Raw genomic sequence first — 15,914 nt, 5'->3', positions numbered from 1 at the left:
GCTGTCAACTGCGGCCCACACTCATGGCTCCCCGACAACCCCGCAACCCGGGAAATACCGGTGTATAGGGCACCTTGAAGCGGGCCGGGGAGCGTCGGGTCGGCAAGGAGACGGACCGTCAGGCTTCCGCGCGGCGATCACGGAACGTAGGGACGGATCCGGCTCCTGCGTCCGATCAGGGGACCGGCGTCCGCCGAGGGGGCTCCCCGGGGGCTGGTGTGAGAGCGCGGACCTCGGGCACCCGACGTTTCCTAAGGCAATGGACCGCTGCGCGAGGAGCACTGCACTCAATGGATTCCGCCACCACAGACTCGACCAATATCTTCGTCATGGGCCTGGATGATCTCAACAAGGAGATGCTGCTCCGGGCACCGGGCGCCGAGGGGTTCCGATTTCATTCCCTGCTGACCATCGAAGAACTCCAGTCCGGCGATATCGATATCCCCGCTCTGCTCGCCAGGGCGGAGCGCCGGCTGGATGATTTCGACGGCACCATCGACGCCATTGTCGGGTACTGGGATTTCCCGGTGAGTTCGCTGGTCCCCATTCTGTGCGAGCGGTACGGGGTACGCGGCACCAGCCTGGAATCCATCGTCAAATGCGAGCATAAATACTGGAGCAGGATCGAGCAGCGGAAAGTCATCAGCGAACTGCCGGGCTTCGGAATCGTCGATCTGGAGGGCACACCGGACGTTCCGGACGGTCTCCGTTTCCCGCTGTGGCTGAAACCGGTCAAATCCTTCTCCTCCGATCTCGCGTTCGGAGTGAACGACAAGGAGGAGTTCGACCGGGCCGTGGAGGAGATCCGCGCGGGGATCGGCCGCATCGGCGGGCCTTTCGAGGATGTTCTCGCGCACCTGGACGTTCCCGCCGAGATAGCCGATGTGGGCGGCAGGGCATGTCTGGCGGAAGAGGCTCTGGCCGGCGTGCAGGTGGCTGTCGAGGGTTACGTGTTCAACGGCGACGTGACGGTCTACGGGGCGCTGGACTCGATCACGTACCCCGACAGCGCCTGCTTCCTGCGTCATCAGTACCCGGCGGGCCTGCCGGACGGGGTGGTGCGCCGGCTGGAGGACGTCTCCGAGCGGGTGATCCGGCAACTGGGGCTGGATTCGGTGACCTTCAGTATCGAGTTCTTCTACGACCCGGAGACGGGCGAGATCAATGTCCTGGAGATCAACCCCCGCCACTCGCAGTCGCACGCAGAAATGTTCGAGTATGTCGACGGTGTACAGAATCACCACGCCATGCTGAGCCTCGCGCTCGGCCGTGATCCCCATATGCCGAAGGGGAAGGGCGAGTACGAGGTCGGCGCCAAGTGGTACTACCGGCGCTTCACGGACGGTGTCGTGCGACGCGTACCGACCCGGCAGGAAATAGACGAGCTCCAGGACAAGATTCCTGGCGTGAAGATCGACGTCATCCCGCAGGAAGGCCGGCTGCTTTCCGAGATGCTGGATCAGGACAGCTACAGCTACGAACTGGCCCACGTCTTCATCGGCGCGCACAGCGAGGAGGAGCTCTGTGCGAAGTACGAGCGGTGTGTGGCCTCGCTGAACTTCGAGATCACCGACAGCCCGACAGAAGGAGATGACGCACGGTAATGCGTTCTGTGACCGACCTCCCCCACCCGGTCAAGGAAGAACAGCACGTCAGGATCCCGGTCTCCGACGGAATCCGCCTTTCCGCACGTATCTGGCGGCCGGTTTCGTCGGACGAGGAGCCGGTGCCCGCCGTACTGGAGGCCATTCCCTACCGGAAGGGGGATCTGACGTCCGTCCGCGATTCCGTCCACCATCCGTACATGGCGGGCCACGGCTACGCGTGCGTACGTCTGGATCTGCGCGGCACCGGCGAATCGGAGGGCGTGCTCCTCGACGAGTACCTGGAGACGGAGCAGCGGGACGCCGAGGACGTGCTCGCCTGGCTGGCCGAACAGCCCTGGTGCAACGGGCGGTTGGGCATGATGGGCATTTCCTGGGGTGCCTTCGCCGCCCTCCAGGTCGCGGCGCGCCGCCCGCCGGGGCTGGACGCGATCGCCATCTCCTCCTTCACGGACGACCGTTACGCCGACGACATGCACTACATGGGCGGCTGCATGCTGTCCGACAACCTCGCCGAGGCCGGCACGATGTTCGCCTACGCCACCTGCCCGCCCGATCCGGCGCTGGTCGGCGAGCGGTGGCGGGACATGTGGCTGGAGCGGCTGGAGAGCAGCGGGCCCTGGGTGGCCGAGTGGCTGCGCCACCAGCGGCGGGACGACTACTGGCGGCACGCCTCCGTCTGTGAGGACTACACCTCCGTGGAGTGCGCGGTGCTCGCCTCCAGCGGCTGGGCGGACGGCTACTCCAACGCGGTGACCCGGCTGCTCGAACACCTCACGTCCCCGCGCAAGGGGCTGATCGGTCCGTGGTCCCACAAGTTCCCCCACCTGGGTGAGCCGGGCCCCGCCATCGGCTATCTCCAGGAGGTCGTGCGCTGGTGGGACCGCTGGCTGAAGGACGCGGACAACGGGGCCGATGACGGTCCCGTGCTGCGGACGTGGATGCAGGAGAGCGTGCCCCCGTCGACGTCGTACGAGGAGCGCCCCGGCCGCTGGGTCGGTGAGGAGGAGTGGCCGTCACCGCGGATCGAGCGGGTCCGCCATCCGCTGGTGCCGCACCGGATCGCCGCCTTCGACGAATCGGCCGCCGAGTCGGTCCTGTCGGTCCAGTCGCCGCTGTCCGTCGGCCAGTTCGCGGGGAAGTGGGCCTCCTACAACGCGCCGCCCGACCTCCCCTACGACCAGCGTGAGGAGGACGGCGGCTCGCTGGTCTTCGACAGCGACGAGCTCACCGAGCGGCTGGAGATCCTCGGCTCGCCCTCGGTGGAGCTGGAGCTCTCCGTGAGCGAACCCGTCGCGATGGTCGCCGCCCGGCTGTCCGACGTGGCCCCCGACGGGCGCGCCACCCGGGTCAGTTACGGACTGCTCAACCTCACCCGCCGGGAGGGCCAGGACGAGCCCGAGCCGCTCGAACCGGGCCGGCGCTACCGTGTCCAGGTCCAGCTCAACGGTGTGGCGCAGGCCTTCCCGCCCGGCCACCGGGTCCGCCTGTCGCTGTCGACGTCGTACTGGCCGCTCGCCTGGCCGCCGCCGAAACCCGTACGGATGAAGGTCCACGGCGGCCTCAGCTCCCTGACGCTGCCGGTCCGCCCGCTGGACGGCTCCGACGCCGCCGACGCCCGGCCGTTCGGCGAGCCGGAGGGCGCCGCGCCGATCGCGACCAGCCGGCGGCGGCCGCCCGAGCAGCGCTGGGAGGTCTCCCGGGATCTGGTGGGATACAACTCCGCGCTGGAGATCGTCAAGGACAGCGGGGTCACGCACTACGAGGACATCAACCTCGATGTGGGGCGGCGCGCGTACGAGCGCTACACCTCGGTCGCCGACGACTTCTCGTCGGTGCGCGGCGAGTCCACCTGGACGATGACCTTCAGCCGCGACACGTGGGAGACCCGGACGGTGACCAGCACCGAGCTGAGCTCCACCGAGGACGCGTTCCTGCTGCACGCGACGCTCGACGCGTACGAGGGAGCGCGGCGGGTGTTCTCCCGCAACTGGTCGCTCGCCTTCCCCAGGGACCTCGTCTGACGCGGAACACTTCGCCTTCGCGTGGCAACCGCCGGCCCGGACCTCGCTCCCAGGTCCGGGCCGGCGGCCGTGGCGCGGCGCGTGAGCCGCGTGAGCCGTCATCAGCGCCCGGCCGGGTAGTCTGCGCGTCGTTCCCGCCCGGCCCCGATCCCCCGGCGCCTCACCCGGCACGTCAGGAGTCCGCCCTCCGATGATCCTGCTGACCGGAGTCACCGGCACCGTGGGGCGGCTGGTCGCGGAGCGACTGCCCGCCGGTGAGCCCGTCCGGCTGCTCACGCGCGCCCCTCGCCGCACCGCCGCGCCCGCCCGCCCCGGGTGCGAGGTGGTGACCGGTGATTTCGCCGATCCCACCAGCCTGGACGGGGCACTGGCGGGGGTCAGGGCCGCCTTTCTCGTCACGTCCGACCCGCTGACGCACGCGCATGACGAGCACTTCGTCGCGGCGGCCCGCGCGGCCGGCGTGCGGCTCGTGGTCAAGCTGTCGGCCCGGGCGGTCGCCGAGCCCGGCGCCACGGATCTGATCACCCGCTGGCAGCGCGCGAACGAGGAGCTCATCCGGGCCTCGGGCCTGGAGTGGACCTTCCTGCGCCCCCGCGCCTTCATGTCCAACACCCTGGGCTGGGCCCGGTCCGTCCGTGAGGAGGGAGTGGTCCGGGCGTACGGCAGTGAGTCGGCCGGCGCCACCGTCGATCCCCGCGACATCGCCGACGCCGCCGTGCTCTGCCTCACCGGCGACGGCCACGCGGGCCGCGCGTACTCCCTCACCGGTCCCAGGGCGATCAGCGCCGCCGGACAGGTGGCCGTCCTGTCCGGCCTGCTGCGCCGCCCGCTGCGGTGCGTCGAGCTGACCTGGGATCAGGCGTACGAGCGGTTGCTCGCCCGGTATCCGTCCGCCGTGGCCGCCGCCCTGATGGAGGGCGCCGGACGGCAGCGGTCCGGCGCGAAGACCCGGGTGGAGCCGACGGTGGAGCGGCTCCTCGGACGGCCGGCCCGCTCGTACGAAGCCTGGGCGCGCGGCCACCTCGGGGCGTTCCGGCCGGGGCCGGGCGGCGCGGAGGGCGGCGCGGAAGGCAGCGCGGAAGGCAGCGCGGAAGGCAGCGCGGAAGGCAACGCGGAAGGCAACGCGGAAGGCAGCGCGTGAAGAGGGAGCGTGCAGGCGGCGCACGGCCGCGGAGCACTACCGGGAGTACCTCGGCAGCCAACTGGCTTTGTACTCGGGGTGGTCGGCGTGTTCCGCTGCCATCTGGCGGACCGCGAAGCCAAGACCGACGGCGCGGCCGGAGGGGCGGTCCTCCGCCGGGGAGTCGGTGTCCAGGGCGGCCACTTCGGCGTACTCGTCGACGATGACCCGGTTCGTCTCGATGCGGCGGAGTGTGCGCGACGGGTCCTGGCGTGCGATGTGATGCTCGTAGCCGCGCATGCGCACACTGAACGCGATGCCGCCGACACGGTCGTGCACCTCGCCCGGCAGGTCGGGCGGGGTGCGCCAGCTGTCACCGCCCGCCGCTCTCGCGATCCGGTCTTCCTCGTCCAGTCGCGCGCGCACGAAGGCCACCATCTTCGCGTTGTCATCAGTCGGTTCGATCCGCTTCGCCACGGCGGGCAGCATACGCGGGCGGCGGTGGTCAGGGCCGGGCGAGGGAGGACCGGAAGGTCTCCAGGACGTCTGCGGCGGCTCGCGGGCCCCGTGCCATCCCCCGGACGGACCGGCGGCGCGCGGGGTGAGCAGCGCCTCCCGGTCGTGCCCGAGCAGATCGACCGTCCTTCGATCCGGTCGAAGGTGTCCAGGAGCCACCGGGTGCAGGCGTCCTCGCGGTGTTCGGCGGCGCCTGCGCCTCCGCCTCCGCCGCGACGCTGATCTCCGCCCGCCGTGTCACGCCGCTCACCGTCACCGCGAGCGTGACCGTCCCCGGCCGCAGCGCGGTCAGGATCCCCGTGGCCGGGTCGAAAGCCGCCACATGGCGCTGCCGGGCGCCGTCCGGAGCTCCGATGCGGAGGTTCGGGGAGCCGGTCCAGTCGGCGCTCAGCGGAAAAGCGACCGGGAGCGATCTGCTCCCCTGGGTGAGCGTCGCCGTGACCCGCGCGCCCCGGCCCGGGGGCAGCACGGCCGGCGCGTCCAGCGCCAGTGCGCCGGTGTGCGCGCGGGTCTGTACGGAGAGCCAGTCGGGGCCGCCCTTCCACGGCTCCCGGCGCGCGGCCGACCACTCGGCCCGGGTGACCCGGTCCACGCCGATGAGCGACCAACCGGTGAAGCCGCCCTCGGCCGGCGGGGCGGACGGCGCCTTGCCCGCGTTGCCGTTGATCAGGTAGGGCACGCCGTCCACGTGCGAGGCGTCGAAGGCGCCGACGTGCCCGCCGATGAACCCGGCGCCCTTGCCGGTCGTACGGCGGAAGTCCGCGAGCCACTGTTCGACGAGCGCCGCCTCCTTGCGGTCGCCGAGTTCGCTCGCCTTCTGGACGGTGGGGTCACGCGGCGGTACATGCCCGATCAGCATCACCGAGCCGATCCGGTCGTCCCGCGCCGCCGCGTCCAGCTGCTCGCGCGCCGCCCTGATCTGGGCGAGGCCGCCGCCTCGCAGGGTCAGGCTCGATGTGTCGAGGGTGAGGAAGCGCGTTCCCCCGTGGTCGAAAATCCTTTGCGGGGAGCCGAATCGGGCCACGAAGTCGTCGATCGTGCCGCCCATCACCTCGTGGTTGCCCGGCACGTAGTACCAGGGCAGCGAGTCCCCCAGCTCCTCGGTCAGCACGCGCCGGGCGAAGGCGAGGTCCTCGGGCGAGCCCTCGTCGACCAGATCACCGTCGATGACCAGGAAGTCCGGCTTCGCCGCCGTGATCTCGCGCAGGGTGCGGCGGGTCTGCGCCACGATCGCGCTGTCCGGGTCGCGGGCGACGAACTGGGCGTCGGACATCACCGCGAACCGCCAGTCCCTGCCTTCCGTTCCGGCCGCCGAGTCGATCAGCGGGTCGACGGGGCGGGGCTGTGGGGGCAGTTCCACGGTGGGGGGCGACTGCGCCGTCAGGTCGTCGATCCGGATCTCGCCGGTGTAGCGGCTCGTGGCCGCCGTCTCGGCCAGGTAGAAGCGCTCCACGCTCAGCGGCAGGGCCGCGCCGGCCGGCACGGTGAAGGTGACCTGCCGCCAGCCGGTCCAGGTGACGTACGGTCCGCGCAGCAGCTGGTCGGAGCCGGCCGCGTCCGTCAGGTGCAGGGTGGGCCAGGCGCCCTTGCCGTCACCGTCGATCCAGAGCGTGAAGGAGCGCGGGCCGCCCGGGACCGGGATCCGCGCGGGTGGTGTCGCGTAGGCGGCTCGGGTGGCGGTGGACCGCGTGAAGTCGTACGCGAGGGTGAGTCCGGTTCCGGTGTGGCCCTCCGGGGTGGCGGAGACCGAGCCGCCCGCCCGCGCCTGGCCGAAGGTCCAGGACGCGGCGTCGTCGAAGCCGGAGACGGCCCGCTCGTCGAGGCCGACGCTGACGGCGAGGACGGTCGTGGCGCCCCCGGCACTCGCCGTGATCCGTCCGGCGCCGCCGCCTGTCCGGGCCTTCACGGTGAAGGAACCCTGCCCGTCGTCGGTGACGGCGAAGAGCGTGTGGTCGTAGTCCAGGCGCACGTCCGCCGGCTCGACCGGCGCGCTGCTGCCGTGCGCGTCGAGTCCGACGATGCCGAAGGTCCCGGTCGCCGTCGCGTCGGCGAGACCGACGCGCGGGGCCGTCGACCGGATCCGGGCGAGCGGGTCGAGCACCGTCAACTCCGTGCTGCCCCGGGCGGGTCCGTTCTCCGCCCGTACCTCGGTGGTGCCGCCAGCGCGCGCCGTGAAGACCCCGTGGCCGTCGACCCGGCCGACCGAGGACCGTACGGTCCGCCAGTGCGGGTGCCCGGCGGCGGGACCGTACGTCTCGTCGTGACCGGCGGCGGTGAGCCGCCTGGTCAGCCCGGGGAAGACCCGCTCGGGGTGGCCGCCCCTGACCGGGTCGACGGTCGGGGCACCACCGGCGGGCGTACGCGTCCGCACCCAGAAGCCCGTGAGCCGTCCGCTGCCGTCCGGCGCGGTGAGGGCGAGGCCGTTGGCGACCGGGCGCTCGCCGCCGTCTGAGGGGCTGTTCTCCAGCCGCAGCGTGTCGCTGCCCGGCACCCGGGCGACCAGGGTGGAGGAGCCGCCGCCGTCGAGGTTGAGCGCGCTGTACGACCCGGCGCGACGCATCATCAGGCCGATTTCGGTGAGGGTGACTCCGGCGCTGTCGACCTGCCGGCCGTCGACCGTGATCACCTGCATGGTGGAGCCGTCCCGGGAGAAACCGACGGCGGTGCGAGGGGCGGCGAGGTTGTTGCCCTCGCCCTCGTGATTCCGGGCCACACCGTCCACGACCAGCAGTTCACGGCCGCCGACTGCGGTCCTGGGGACGGGTCCGCCGTCGGTTCGCGGCCGGTATGCGAGCGTCACCGGATCGCCGGGCCGCAGCGCGGCGAGCGCCTCGGCCCCCGCTTCCCGGCCGACCAGGACCGTGGTGCCCCCGGTGATCGGTCCGGTGCCCGGCCGGTCCGTCACGGAGACGACCCGGCCGTCCCGTACGGCCGCCTCGGCGACGGGTGTCGCCTGGTCGACGGCGAGGGTGCGGTCGGCCCCGCCCCAGCCCGCCGTGTAGGCGCCGATGCCGCCGGCGGGCACGTTCGCCGCGTTGTACGCGGCCAGCGCGCGCGGTCCCGACGGAAGTGTCAGTGTGCCGTCGAAGTACAGGCGCAGGACGCGTCCGGCGTTGTCAGGACCGAAGCCGACGGCCTCTTCGGCGCCGGCGGCCGGGGAGTGGATCACCTCGCCGTCCGCCATGCCGGGCCCTTCGGGCGCGCCCGTCCCGTTGATGTCGAAGAAGTCCGCGTTGATCGCGGCGACGGTACGGCGGCCCGGCCCCGGGTCGTGGCGCGCGGCGAGTTCGGAGACCGTACGGCGGTCGGAGACCTTGCCCGAGGAGAGATATCCGGCACGGGCGACGCCCCCGCCGAGGTCGACGGAGAGGGCGTCCACCCGCTGCCAGCCGCCGGAGGTGAGCCGGTCGTACGAGGTGAGCCGGATACCGGGGGCGACCGGCCGGGAGTCACGCGCCGTCTCGATGCCGTCGGCGTCGCCGACCACCGGCGTGCTCCCGGCGGCTCCCGCCGGTCGGGTGGAGGCGGCCGCGCTCGGGGGCGGCGGGGCGACGGGCCGGGGGACATCGGCGACGGTGCGGGGGGCGGGGGTGGAGCCGGCGGCGGACGGGGATACCGTCCCCGCCGTCAGGACGGTCACCGCCGCGCACAGCACGGCGGTCCGCCCGGCGAAGCCTGAGCCCACAACTTCTCCTGAAAGACGGTGGATACGCGGGTGGTAAGCGCTGTCGGCCGCCCGGCATCGCCGTGCGCACACCAATGAACCAGGGCTTCGGGGAAACCACGGGGAGAACACGCGGTGACCGGGCGAGCGGCGCCGTCTCGCGACCTGGAAACCGCTTCCGGCGGCGGGCGCGCCGGAGGAGACTGCGTGTCTGCACGTCGAGCGCGTGTCATCGCCCCCGAAAGAGGACTTCGCTCTCCATGCAGAAACCCGAATCCGCTCCGCGTTCCAGTCCGCTGGACCACCACTACTCCGGGGAGCACCCGCTCCGCACCCTCGCCTACCTCTTCCGCCCCGACCGCCGCAGGCTGGGCCTCGCGGTGCTGGTGTTCGCCGTCAAGCACATCCCGGTCTGGCTGCTCCCGCTGATCACGGCCAACATCGTCGATGTGGTCGTGGACCACAGCCCGGTCGCCGAACTCTGGTACAACACCGGGGCCGTCGTGTTCGTCCTGCTCCTGAACTTCCCGCTGGCGCTGCTCTACGCGCGCCTGATGAGCGCCAGCATCCGCCGCATGGGCCGCGAGCTGCGCTCCGCGCTCTGCCGCCGGATGCAGTATCTGTCCATCGGCTATCACGCCCGGGTCAGCGCGGGCGTCCTGCAGACCAAGGTCGTCCGGGACGTCGAGGCGGTGGAGACGATGACCCAGCAGAGCGCCGACATGGGTCTGGGGGCCATCATGACGCTCCTCGGCGGCGTGGCCGTGATCGCTTTCCGTACCCCTGTGGTGCTGCCGGTGTTCCTCGTCGTCGTACCGCTGGCCGCGCTGCTGGTACGCCGGCTTCGCTCCCGGATCCGTACCAACAACGAGGAGTTCCGGCTGGAGATCGAACGGCTCTCCTCACGCGTCGGCGAGATGACCACCCTCATCCCGATCACCCGCGCGCACGGCCTGGAACGGACCGCGCTGCACCGCGTCGACAACACCCTGGAGCGGGTACTCACCGCCGGGTTCCGGCTCGACGTGCTCAACGGCCGCTTCGGATCGCTCTCCTGGATCCTGCTCAACACCATGGCGGTCGGCTGTCTCTCGGGCTCGGCCCTTGTCGCGTACTACGGCTGGCTGGGCCTCTCGGCGGGCGACGTCGTCATGATCAGCACCTTCTTCACGGCGCTGACCGCCTCGGTGATGACGCTGATGAACCTGACCCCGATCATCTCCAAGGGGCTGGAGTCGGTGCGCTCGATCGGTGAGGTGCTCCAGGCGCCCGACCTGGAGAGCAACGAGGGCAAGACGTCGGTCGGCCGGATCGAGGGGCGGATCGACTTCCAGCGGATGGGTTTCCGCTACCCGGAGGCGACGGAGTCCTCGGTGCGCGGGTTCGACCTGTCCGTACGGCCCGGCGAGACCATAGCCCTGGTCGGGGCGTCGGGCGCGGGCAAGTCGACGATCCTGAATCTGCTGATCGGATTCATCCGGCCGACCGAGGGCCGCATCCTGCTGGACGGCTCGGACATGGCGTCCCTGGACCTGCGTACCTACCGGCGCTTCCTGTCGGTCGTGCCGCAGGAGTCGATCCTCTTCGAGGGGACCATCCGGGAGAACGTGACGTACGGCCTGGAAGGCGGCGCCGACGAGAGCGCGCTACGGGGGGCGCTGCGTGCCGCGAACGCCATGGAGTTCGTCGAGCGGCTGCCCGGCGGTCTCGACACGGTGGTCGGCCAGCGGGGTGCCCGGCTCTCCGGCGGCCAGCGGCAACGGCTGGCGATCGCCCGGGCGCTGATCAGGGATCCGCGGATTCTGGTGCTCGACGAGGCGACCTCCGCGCTCGACAACCGCTCGGAGGGGCTGATCCAGGACGCGCTGTCCCGTCTCGTCAAGGGCCGGACGGTGTTCGTCGTGGCGCACCGGCTGTCCACGATCCAGAGCGCGGACCGCATCGTGGTGATGGACCAGGGCCGGATCGTCGAGGTGGGCAGCCATCAGGAGCTGCTGGCCCGGGGCGGAGCGTACGCCACCACGCTCCAGCCGAGGCGCCTGGGCTGAGTCCGGGCGGACGGCGGCCCCGGACGGGGGTCGCCGGTCGCGGGGTCGCCGCTTACCGGTCGCGGGGTCGCCGGTCGCCGGTCGCGGGGTCGCCGGTCGCGGGCGTTGCCGGTCGCCGGTCGCGGGCGTTGCCGGTCCGGGGCAGGTGCCTTTCCACCGGCGCGGACCCGGGCGGACAGGCAGCCCGGCCGGCCGGGAAGCTCGCGTCGCCCCGCCCAGCCGGACGCGCCGACCCCGGCCCCCGGCCCCGGCCCCCGGCCCCTGGCCCCGGCCCCTGGCACACCCCTCCGTCAGGACGCCTGTCCGGGCGCATCGGCGGCCGGGGCGGCACGGCCGTCCGACGCCCGCGGCGTGATGCGGGCCGCCCGGAGCATGAGGGCATCGAGGAACGCCTCCTCCTCCGGCCAGGGGAACGACAGCATGCGCCGGCGCAGGGAGCTGTATCCGTGCAGCGTCACCCACAGCGCGATCGCGTCCTCGAAGGGCGACTGACTGTCCGACTCGCCGGACGCCACACACGCCGCGATGACGTCGACCACGGGGGCGAAGGCCCGTCCACCCACCAGGCTGTCGACGACCGGATCGACCACCACGGCGTCGGCGCCGGCGCCGGCCAGTGAGCCGTGCCGGTTGAACAGCACCCGGTACCGCTCCGGCCGCTCCCGGGCGAAGCGCAGATACGCCCGGCCCAGCGCCAGGAGCCGGTCAACGGGATCCTGCCGCGAGGTCGCGGCCTGCTCGGCCACCGCGGCCAGTTCGTGGAAGGTGTCGACCACGATGGCCTCGACGATCGCGTCCCGGTCGGCGAAGTGCGCGTAGATCGACGGCGCCGAGATGCCGACGCGCCGCGCCACCGAACGCAGAGTGATCGACTCCTCACTTCCCGTCTGCTCCAGCAGCTCACGGGCGGCGTCGAGGATCTCCACGCGCAGTCGCGCACCTTCGCCGCGAAGGTTTTTCGTTCGATTCGAGGATCCAGTCACAGGCGTAACTTTACATCCGTTGCCCTATGGGTTAAAACTTACAGCTGTAAGGCTACGGCTGTTTCCCGCCGTCTTTTCTTTCGCGCAAGACACCGCCCTTGGCGGCGAGCGGCAGATCCCGCTCCACCGGCCCCTGTCGGCCGCACCCAAACACGGCCCCACCACACGCGGAAAGGAATCTCCATGGCCACGCTGCTCTACCGCCTCGGAGCCCTCAGCAGTCGCAACAAGTACCGGATGCTCGCCGGCTGGCTGGTCGCCATCGCCGCGATCGCCACGCTCGGCGTCGCCTTCGCCGGCACCATGGAATCCGCCCGGTCGATCCCGGGCTCACCCGCCCAGGTCGCACTGGACAAGATGGACCACCACTTCCCCAGCTCGGACACCCAGACCGCCGAGATCGTCATCCAGGCCCCACCAGGACATGTCCTGGACGAACCGGGGCTGCGGACACCGATACGGTCAGGACTTGAGTCCGCCGCACAGGTGCCCGGAGTGACCTCGGTCAGCGAACCTGCCGCCCAGCTCTCCCAGGACGGACGCACCTCCGTCGTCCAGGTGACCTTCTCGACGCCGAAGGACGGGACGGTCCCGGCGCGGACGCTGGACGGGCTCAAGCAGACCGGAGCCCAGGCCGAGCGGGCCGGAGCCTCCATGCTCTTCGGCGGTGACGCCTTCAAGGAATCCGCCGCCCCCGTCAACGTGACAGAGATCATCGGCGTGCTCGTGACGCTGGTGATCCTGATCCTCACCTTCGGATCGATGCTCGCGGCCGGACTGCCGCTGCTGACCGCCATCCTCGGCGTCGCCGGGACCATGATGGCCATGATCGGCCTCTCCTCCGTCGTCGGCATCTCCGACACTTCCCCGGTCATGGCGATGATGCTCGGCCTGGCCGTCGGCATCGACTACGCGCTGTTCATCGTGTCGCGCCACCGCTCCCAGCTCGCGCAGGGCATGCCGGTGCAGAAATCGATCGCCAAGGCCACCGCCACCGCCGGCAGCGCCGTCGTCTTCGCCGGGACGACCGTCGTGGTCGCGCTCGTCGGACTCACGGTCGCCCGGGTCCCCATGCTGACCTCGATGGGCCTCACGGCGGCGGGAGCGGTCACCGTCTCCGTACTGCTCGCGCTCACCCTGCTCCCCGCGCTGCTCTCCATGGCCGGCGACCGGCTCATACCGAAGCCGGGATCACGCGCCGCCCGCCGGGAAACCCGTACGCACGGCTCCACCATGGGCACCCGGTGGGTCGCCGGTGTCATGCGCCGTCCCAAGCGGACCGTGGTCGCCGTCGTCCTCGGCCTCCTGGTCCTCGCCATACCGGCGATGCAGCTGAAGCTCGCCCTCACCGACAACGGCTCCGAACCGAAGTCCTCCTCCACGCGGCAGGCCTACGACAGGGTGTCCGACGCCTTCGGTCCCGGCGCCAACGGACCGCTCATCGTCCTCGTCGAGGGCACCCCGGGTAACGAGGGCAAGGTGGCAGCGGCCTCCGACCTGATGGTCAAGGAGCTCGCCGGCACCAAGGGCGTCGCCTTCACCAGCCCCGCCCAGCCGTCGGCCGACCGGCTCGCGGCACGTATCCAGGTCATCCCGACCACAGGACCGCGCACCTCGGAGACCAGCCACCTCGTCGGACAGCTGCGCGAGATGACCGCGCACGTCGAAGGCAAGACCGGTGCGTACGTCGCCGTCACGGGGATCACAGCGGTCAGCGTCGACATCGCGGACAAACTGAGCGGCGCCCTGCTGCCCTTCACCATCGTCGTCGTGGGACTCTCGCTTCTGCTGCTGATGGTGGCTTTCCGCTCCATCGCCATCCCCATCAAGGCCACGCTCGGCTTCCTGCTCTCGGTCGGTGCGTCCTTCGGGTCGATCGTCGCGGTCTTCCAGTGGGGGTGGCTGTCCGACACACTCGGCGTCCCCAGCGTCGGACCGATCGCCAGCTTCGTCCCGATCCTGGTGATGGCCGTGCTCTTCGGACTGGCCATGGACTACGAGGTGTTCCTCGTCTCCTCCATGCGCGAGCGCTACGTGAAGACCCGCCGCAGCGACGACGCCATCATCGCCGGCACCCGCCACTCCGCCCGGGTCGTCACCACCGCGGCACTCATCATGATCGCGGTCTTCGTGAGCTTCCTCTTCACCAGGGACCCGAACAGCATGCCCATCGCGCTCGCACTCGGCTTCGGCGTGATGATCGACGCCTTCGCCGTCCGCATGACCCTGGTACCCGCCGTCCTCAAACTGCTCGGCGACCGGGCCTGGTACCTCCCCCGCTGGCTGGACCGCATCCTGCCCTCGGTCGACGTCGAAGGAAGCGACGTCGACACCGACCCCGCCGGAACCACGGCACCGGCGAAGGCAACGCCGCTCCACGCGTAGCTCCACCTCTGGAGAGACACCACCGACGGAACCGTCGCACCACCGGAGCTCGCGACCGGTGGTACGGCGGTTCCGTCGTACCGGACCGGGAGGCGGGTGCCCTCCTCCGCGCTCCCGCCGGTCGGCGATCCGGGCGAATAACGATCGGGCGGCCCTTGTCCGTTACCGAGCGTGAGTCGCCGCGTTGAACGTGCGTGACGGCCGCGCGTCCCGTGCGGCCGTCCTCTCAACTGTTCAAGGAGAAACTTGATGTCGCGTATCGCGAAGGCAACCGCTGTTCTCGTCGGCACGGGCGCTGTGCTGGCCGGTGGCGCCGGTATGGCCGCTGCCGACGCCGGCGCCGGGGCCGCGGCCATCGGTTCGCCCGGTGTGCTCTCCGGCAATGTGCTCCAGGTGCCCCTGCACATCCCGGTCAACCTCTGCGGCAACACCATCGACGTCGTCGGTGTGCTCAACCCGGCCTTCGGCAACCAGTGCGCCAACACCTCCGGCGGCCTCCTGGGCCGCAGCGGCGGCGAAGAGGTCCACGAGGGCGGCTACGGTCACGAGGGCGGCTACGGCGGCTGACCTCGCCCCGTACCCCATGCTGTGAACGCTGAATGACGGCCTCCCGCGCACCACGCGGGAGGCCGTCGCACTCACCGGGTCAGGCGTCGTAGCGGTACAGATTTTTGTGGTCGAGGAGCTGGGACGGCCTCACGTCCCATGGCGGCATGGGCTCCTCCAGGCTGATCGCCCGGCCGTACTGGGGATCGTCGGCGGGCAGCCTCGTCCGCGGCAGATAGGTCGCCTTCGGGTGTTTCTGCTGCCAGCGGTCCCAGAGCAGGTCGACAAAGGCGTGATGGAGCCAGAAGACCGGGTCGTTGGGGGAGGACGCGCCCAGCATGTGGCCGCCGACCCATCGGTGGACCCGGTTGTGGTTGAGCCAGGGCTGCTCGCGGTCGGACGTCCAGCCTTCCAGCCGGTTGCGGAAACCGGATGCCGAGGTCGAGTCCCAGGGGGCGGCGTCGTACACGGTCTCATCCATCGCCGAGGCCAGTTCGGCCTTGCTCGGCAGCGAGATCGGAGCGGACGGACGGCCGAGGTTGCGGGTCAGGAACTTCCCCTCCGTCACCCCTCCCTTGATCGTCCAGTGACCGCCCCCGTAGGCGAAGGGGCCGGTCAGGACCTGCTGGTCACGCGCGCGGCCGTCGCCGCCGAGGAAGTCCTCGGCCCACAGGGCGGCGGCGGGCGTGTTGTCCGTCGTCCAGTCCCAGTACGGCACGGTCACGTTCGGATCCACCCGCTGCAGAGCGCCCTCGAACTCCAGCAGCATGCGCCGGTGCCAGGGCAGAAACGACGGGGCCATGTGCCCGGCGCGCGGTCCGCCCTCCCCGTCGGAGTTGTAGAAATCGGTGTGCAGTCCGACGAAGTCCTCGTACTCGCCGCGGCGTTTGAGCTCCAGGACGGCGTTGACGAACCTCTTCTTCTCGGCGCTGGTGAGATTCCGCTGGTTCTTTCTGATGTACACCGGTGCAGGCTCTTCCTCGGTCGGATGGGGTGGCGCGGTCAGACGCGGTGAATCGGTCAG

10 protein-coding genes are annotated in these 15,914 nt (G+C 71.0%); 6 read left to right on the top strand and 4 right to left on the bottom strand.

Translation table 11 applies throughout. The annotated features are described in order from the left end of the window. The first annotated feature begins 290 nt into the window (after window positions 1-290). The 3 genes from ACIBAE_RS16955 to ACIBAE_RS16945 all read left to right on the top strand — a co-directional run bounded on the left by ACIBAE_RS16955 (window position 291) and on the right by ACIBAE_RS16945 (window position 4,769). Window positions 291-1,604 carry an acetyl-CoA carboxylase biotin carboxylase subunit family protein gene (locus ACIBAE_RS16955; protein WP_399285611.1) on the top strand — a complete coding sequence of 438 codons (1,314 nt, stop codon included), beginning with the start codon at window positions 291-293 and terminating at the stop codon, window positions 1,602-1,604. After that, window positions 1,604-3,628 (top strand): CocE/NonD family hydrolase, encoded by a 2,025-nt coding sequence (locus ACIBAE_RS16950; RefSeq protein ID WP_399285610.1) that lies wholly within the window; start codon window positions 1,604-1,606, stop codon window positions 3,626-3,628. Before ACIBAE_RS16955 ends, ACIBAE_RS16950 begins: the two co-directional genes overlap by 1 nt. Window positions 3,629-3,818: 190 nt before the next feature. After that, a complete protein-coding gene (locus tag ACIBAE_RS16945) occupies window positions 3,819-4,769 on the top strand; it encodes an NAD(P)H-binding protein (protein WP_399285609.1) in 951 nt (316 codons plus the stop codon). Between the two features lie 36 nt (window positions 4,770-4,805). Here the strand turns inward: ACIBAE_RS16945 and ACIBAE_RS16940 are convergent, their stop codons facing one another. Both ACIBAE_RS16940 and ACIBAE_RS16935 read right to left on the bottom strand, forming a co-directional pair. Beyond that, the gene (locus ACIBAE_RS16940) at window positions 4,806-5,186 is read right to left on the bottom strand and encodes a DUF6221 family protein (protein WP_399285812.1); all 381 of its coding nucleotides are present in this window, start codon (window positions 5,184-5,186) and stop codon (window positions 4,806-4,808) included. A 67-nt stretch (window positions 5,187-5,253) separates the two neighbouring features. After that, complete coding sequence (locus ACIBAE_RS16935) at window positions 5,254-8,949, bottom strand: phosphodiester glycosidase family protein (RefSeq protein ID WP_399285608.1); 3,696 nt, start codon at window positions 8,947-8,949, stop codon at window positions 5,254-5,256. A gap of 239 nt (window positions 8,950-9,188) precedes the next feature. Between ACIBAE_RS16935 and ACIBAE_RS16930 the strand changes: the two genes are divergently transcribed. Then, complete coding sequence (locus ACIBAE_RS16930; protein WP_399285607.1) at window positions 9,189-10,976, top strand: ABC transporter ATP-binding protein; 1,788 nt, start codon at window positions 9,189-9,191, stop codon at window positions 10,974-10,976. 290 nt (window positions 10,977-11,266) lie between these two features. On the opposite strand, the gene ACIBAE_RS16925 is transcribed toward ACIBAE_RS16930, so the two are convergent. After that, window positions 11,267-11,902, bottom strand: coding sequence for a TetR/AcrR family transcriptional regulator (locus ACIBAE_RS16925; protein ID WP_399285606.1), 636 nt, complete (start codon window positions 11,900-11,902; stop codon window positions 11,267-11,269). 240 nt (window positions 11,903-12,142) lie between these two features. Between ACIBAE_RS16925 and ACIBAE_RS16920 the strand changes: the two genes are divergently transcribed. Both ACIBAE_RS16920 and ACIBAE_RS16915 read left to right on the top strand, forming a co-directional pair. Further along, window positions 12,143-14,344 (top strand): MMPL family transporter, encoded by a 2,202-nt coding sequence (locus ACIBAE_RS16920; protein ID WP_399285605.1) that lies wholly within the window; start codon window positions 12,143-12,145, stop codon window positions 14,342-14,344. Window positions 14,345-14,593: 249 nt separating this feature from the next. Then, window positions 14,594-14,911 (top strand): chaplin, encoded by a 318-nt coding sequence (locus ACIBAE_RS16915; RefSeq protein WP_399285604.1) that lies wholly within the window; start codon window positions 14,594-14,596, stop codon window positions 14,909-14,911. A 79-nt stretch (window positions 14,912-14,990) separates the two neighbouring features. Here the strand turns inward: ACIBAE_RS16915 and ACIBAE_RS16910 are convergent, their stop codons facing one another. Further along, window positions 14,991-15,854, bottom strand: a complete 864-nt coding sequence (locus ACIBAE_RS16910) for a tyrosinase family protein (RefSeq protein ID WP_399285603.1) — start codon at window positions 15,852-15,854, stop codon at window positions 14,991-14,993. Window positions 15,855-15,914 lie beyond the last annotated feature (60 nt).

This window comes from Streptomyces sp. NPDC051569 (assembly GCF_044454085.1).
In the GTDB taxonomy this organism is placed as follows: Bacteria; Actinomycetota; Actinomycetes; order Streptomycetales; family Streptomycetaceae; genus Streptomyces.
This window is presented reverse-complemented; position numbering and strand designations above follow the sequence as displayed.

Excerpts from the sequence above, each read along its gene's own strand:
- ACIBAE_RS16955 (WP_399285611.1), top strand. The coding sequence starts at position 291 with ATGGATTCCGCCACCACAGACTCGACCAATATCTTCGTCATGGGCCTG.
- ACIBAE_RS16950 (WP_399285610.1), top strand. The coding sequence starts at position 1,604 with ATGCGTTCTGTGACCGACCTCCCCCACCCGGTCAAGGAAGAACAGCAC.
- ACIBAE_RS16945 (WP_399285609.1), top strand. The coding sequence starts at position 3,819 with ATGATCCTGCTGACCGGAGTCACCGGCACCGTGGGGCGGCTGGTCGCG.
- ACIBAE_RS16940 (WP_399285812.1), bottom strand. The coding sequence starts at position 5,186 with ATGGTGGCCTTCGTGCGCGCGCGACTGGACGAGGAAGACCGGATCGCG.
- ACIBAE_RS16930 (WP_399285607.1), top strand. The coding sequence starts at position 9,189 with ATGCAGAAACCCGAATCCGCTCCGCGTTCCAGTCCGCTGGACCACCAC.
- ACIBAE_RS16920 (WP_399285605.1), top strand. The coding sequence starts at position 12,143 with ATGGCCACGCTGCTCTACCGCCTCGGAGCCCTCAGCAGTCGCAACAAG.
- ACIBAE_RS16915 (WP_399285604.1), top strand. The coding sequence starts at position 14,594 with ATGTCGCGTATCGCGAAGGCAACCGCTGTTCTCGTCGGCACGGGCGCT.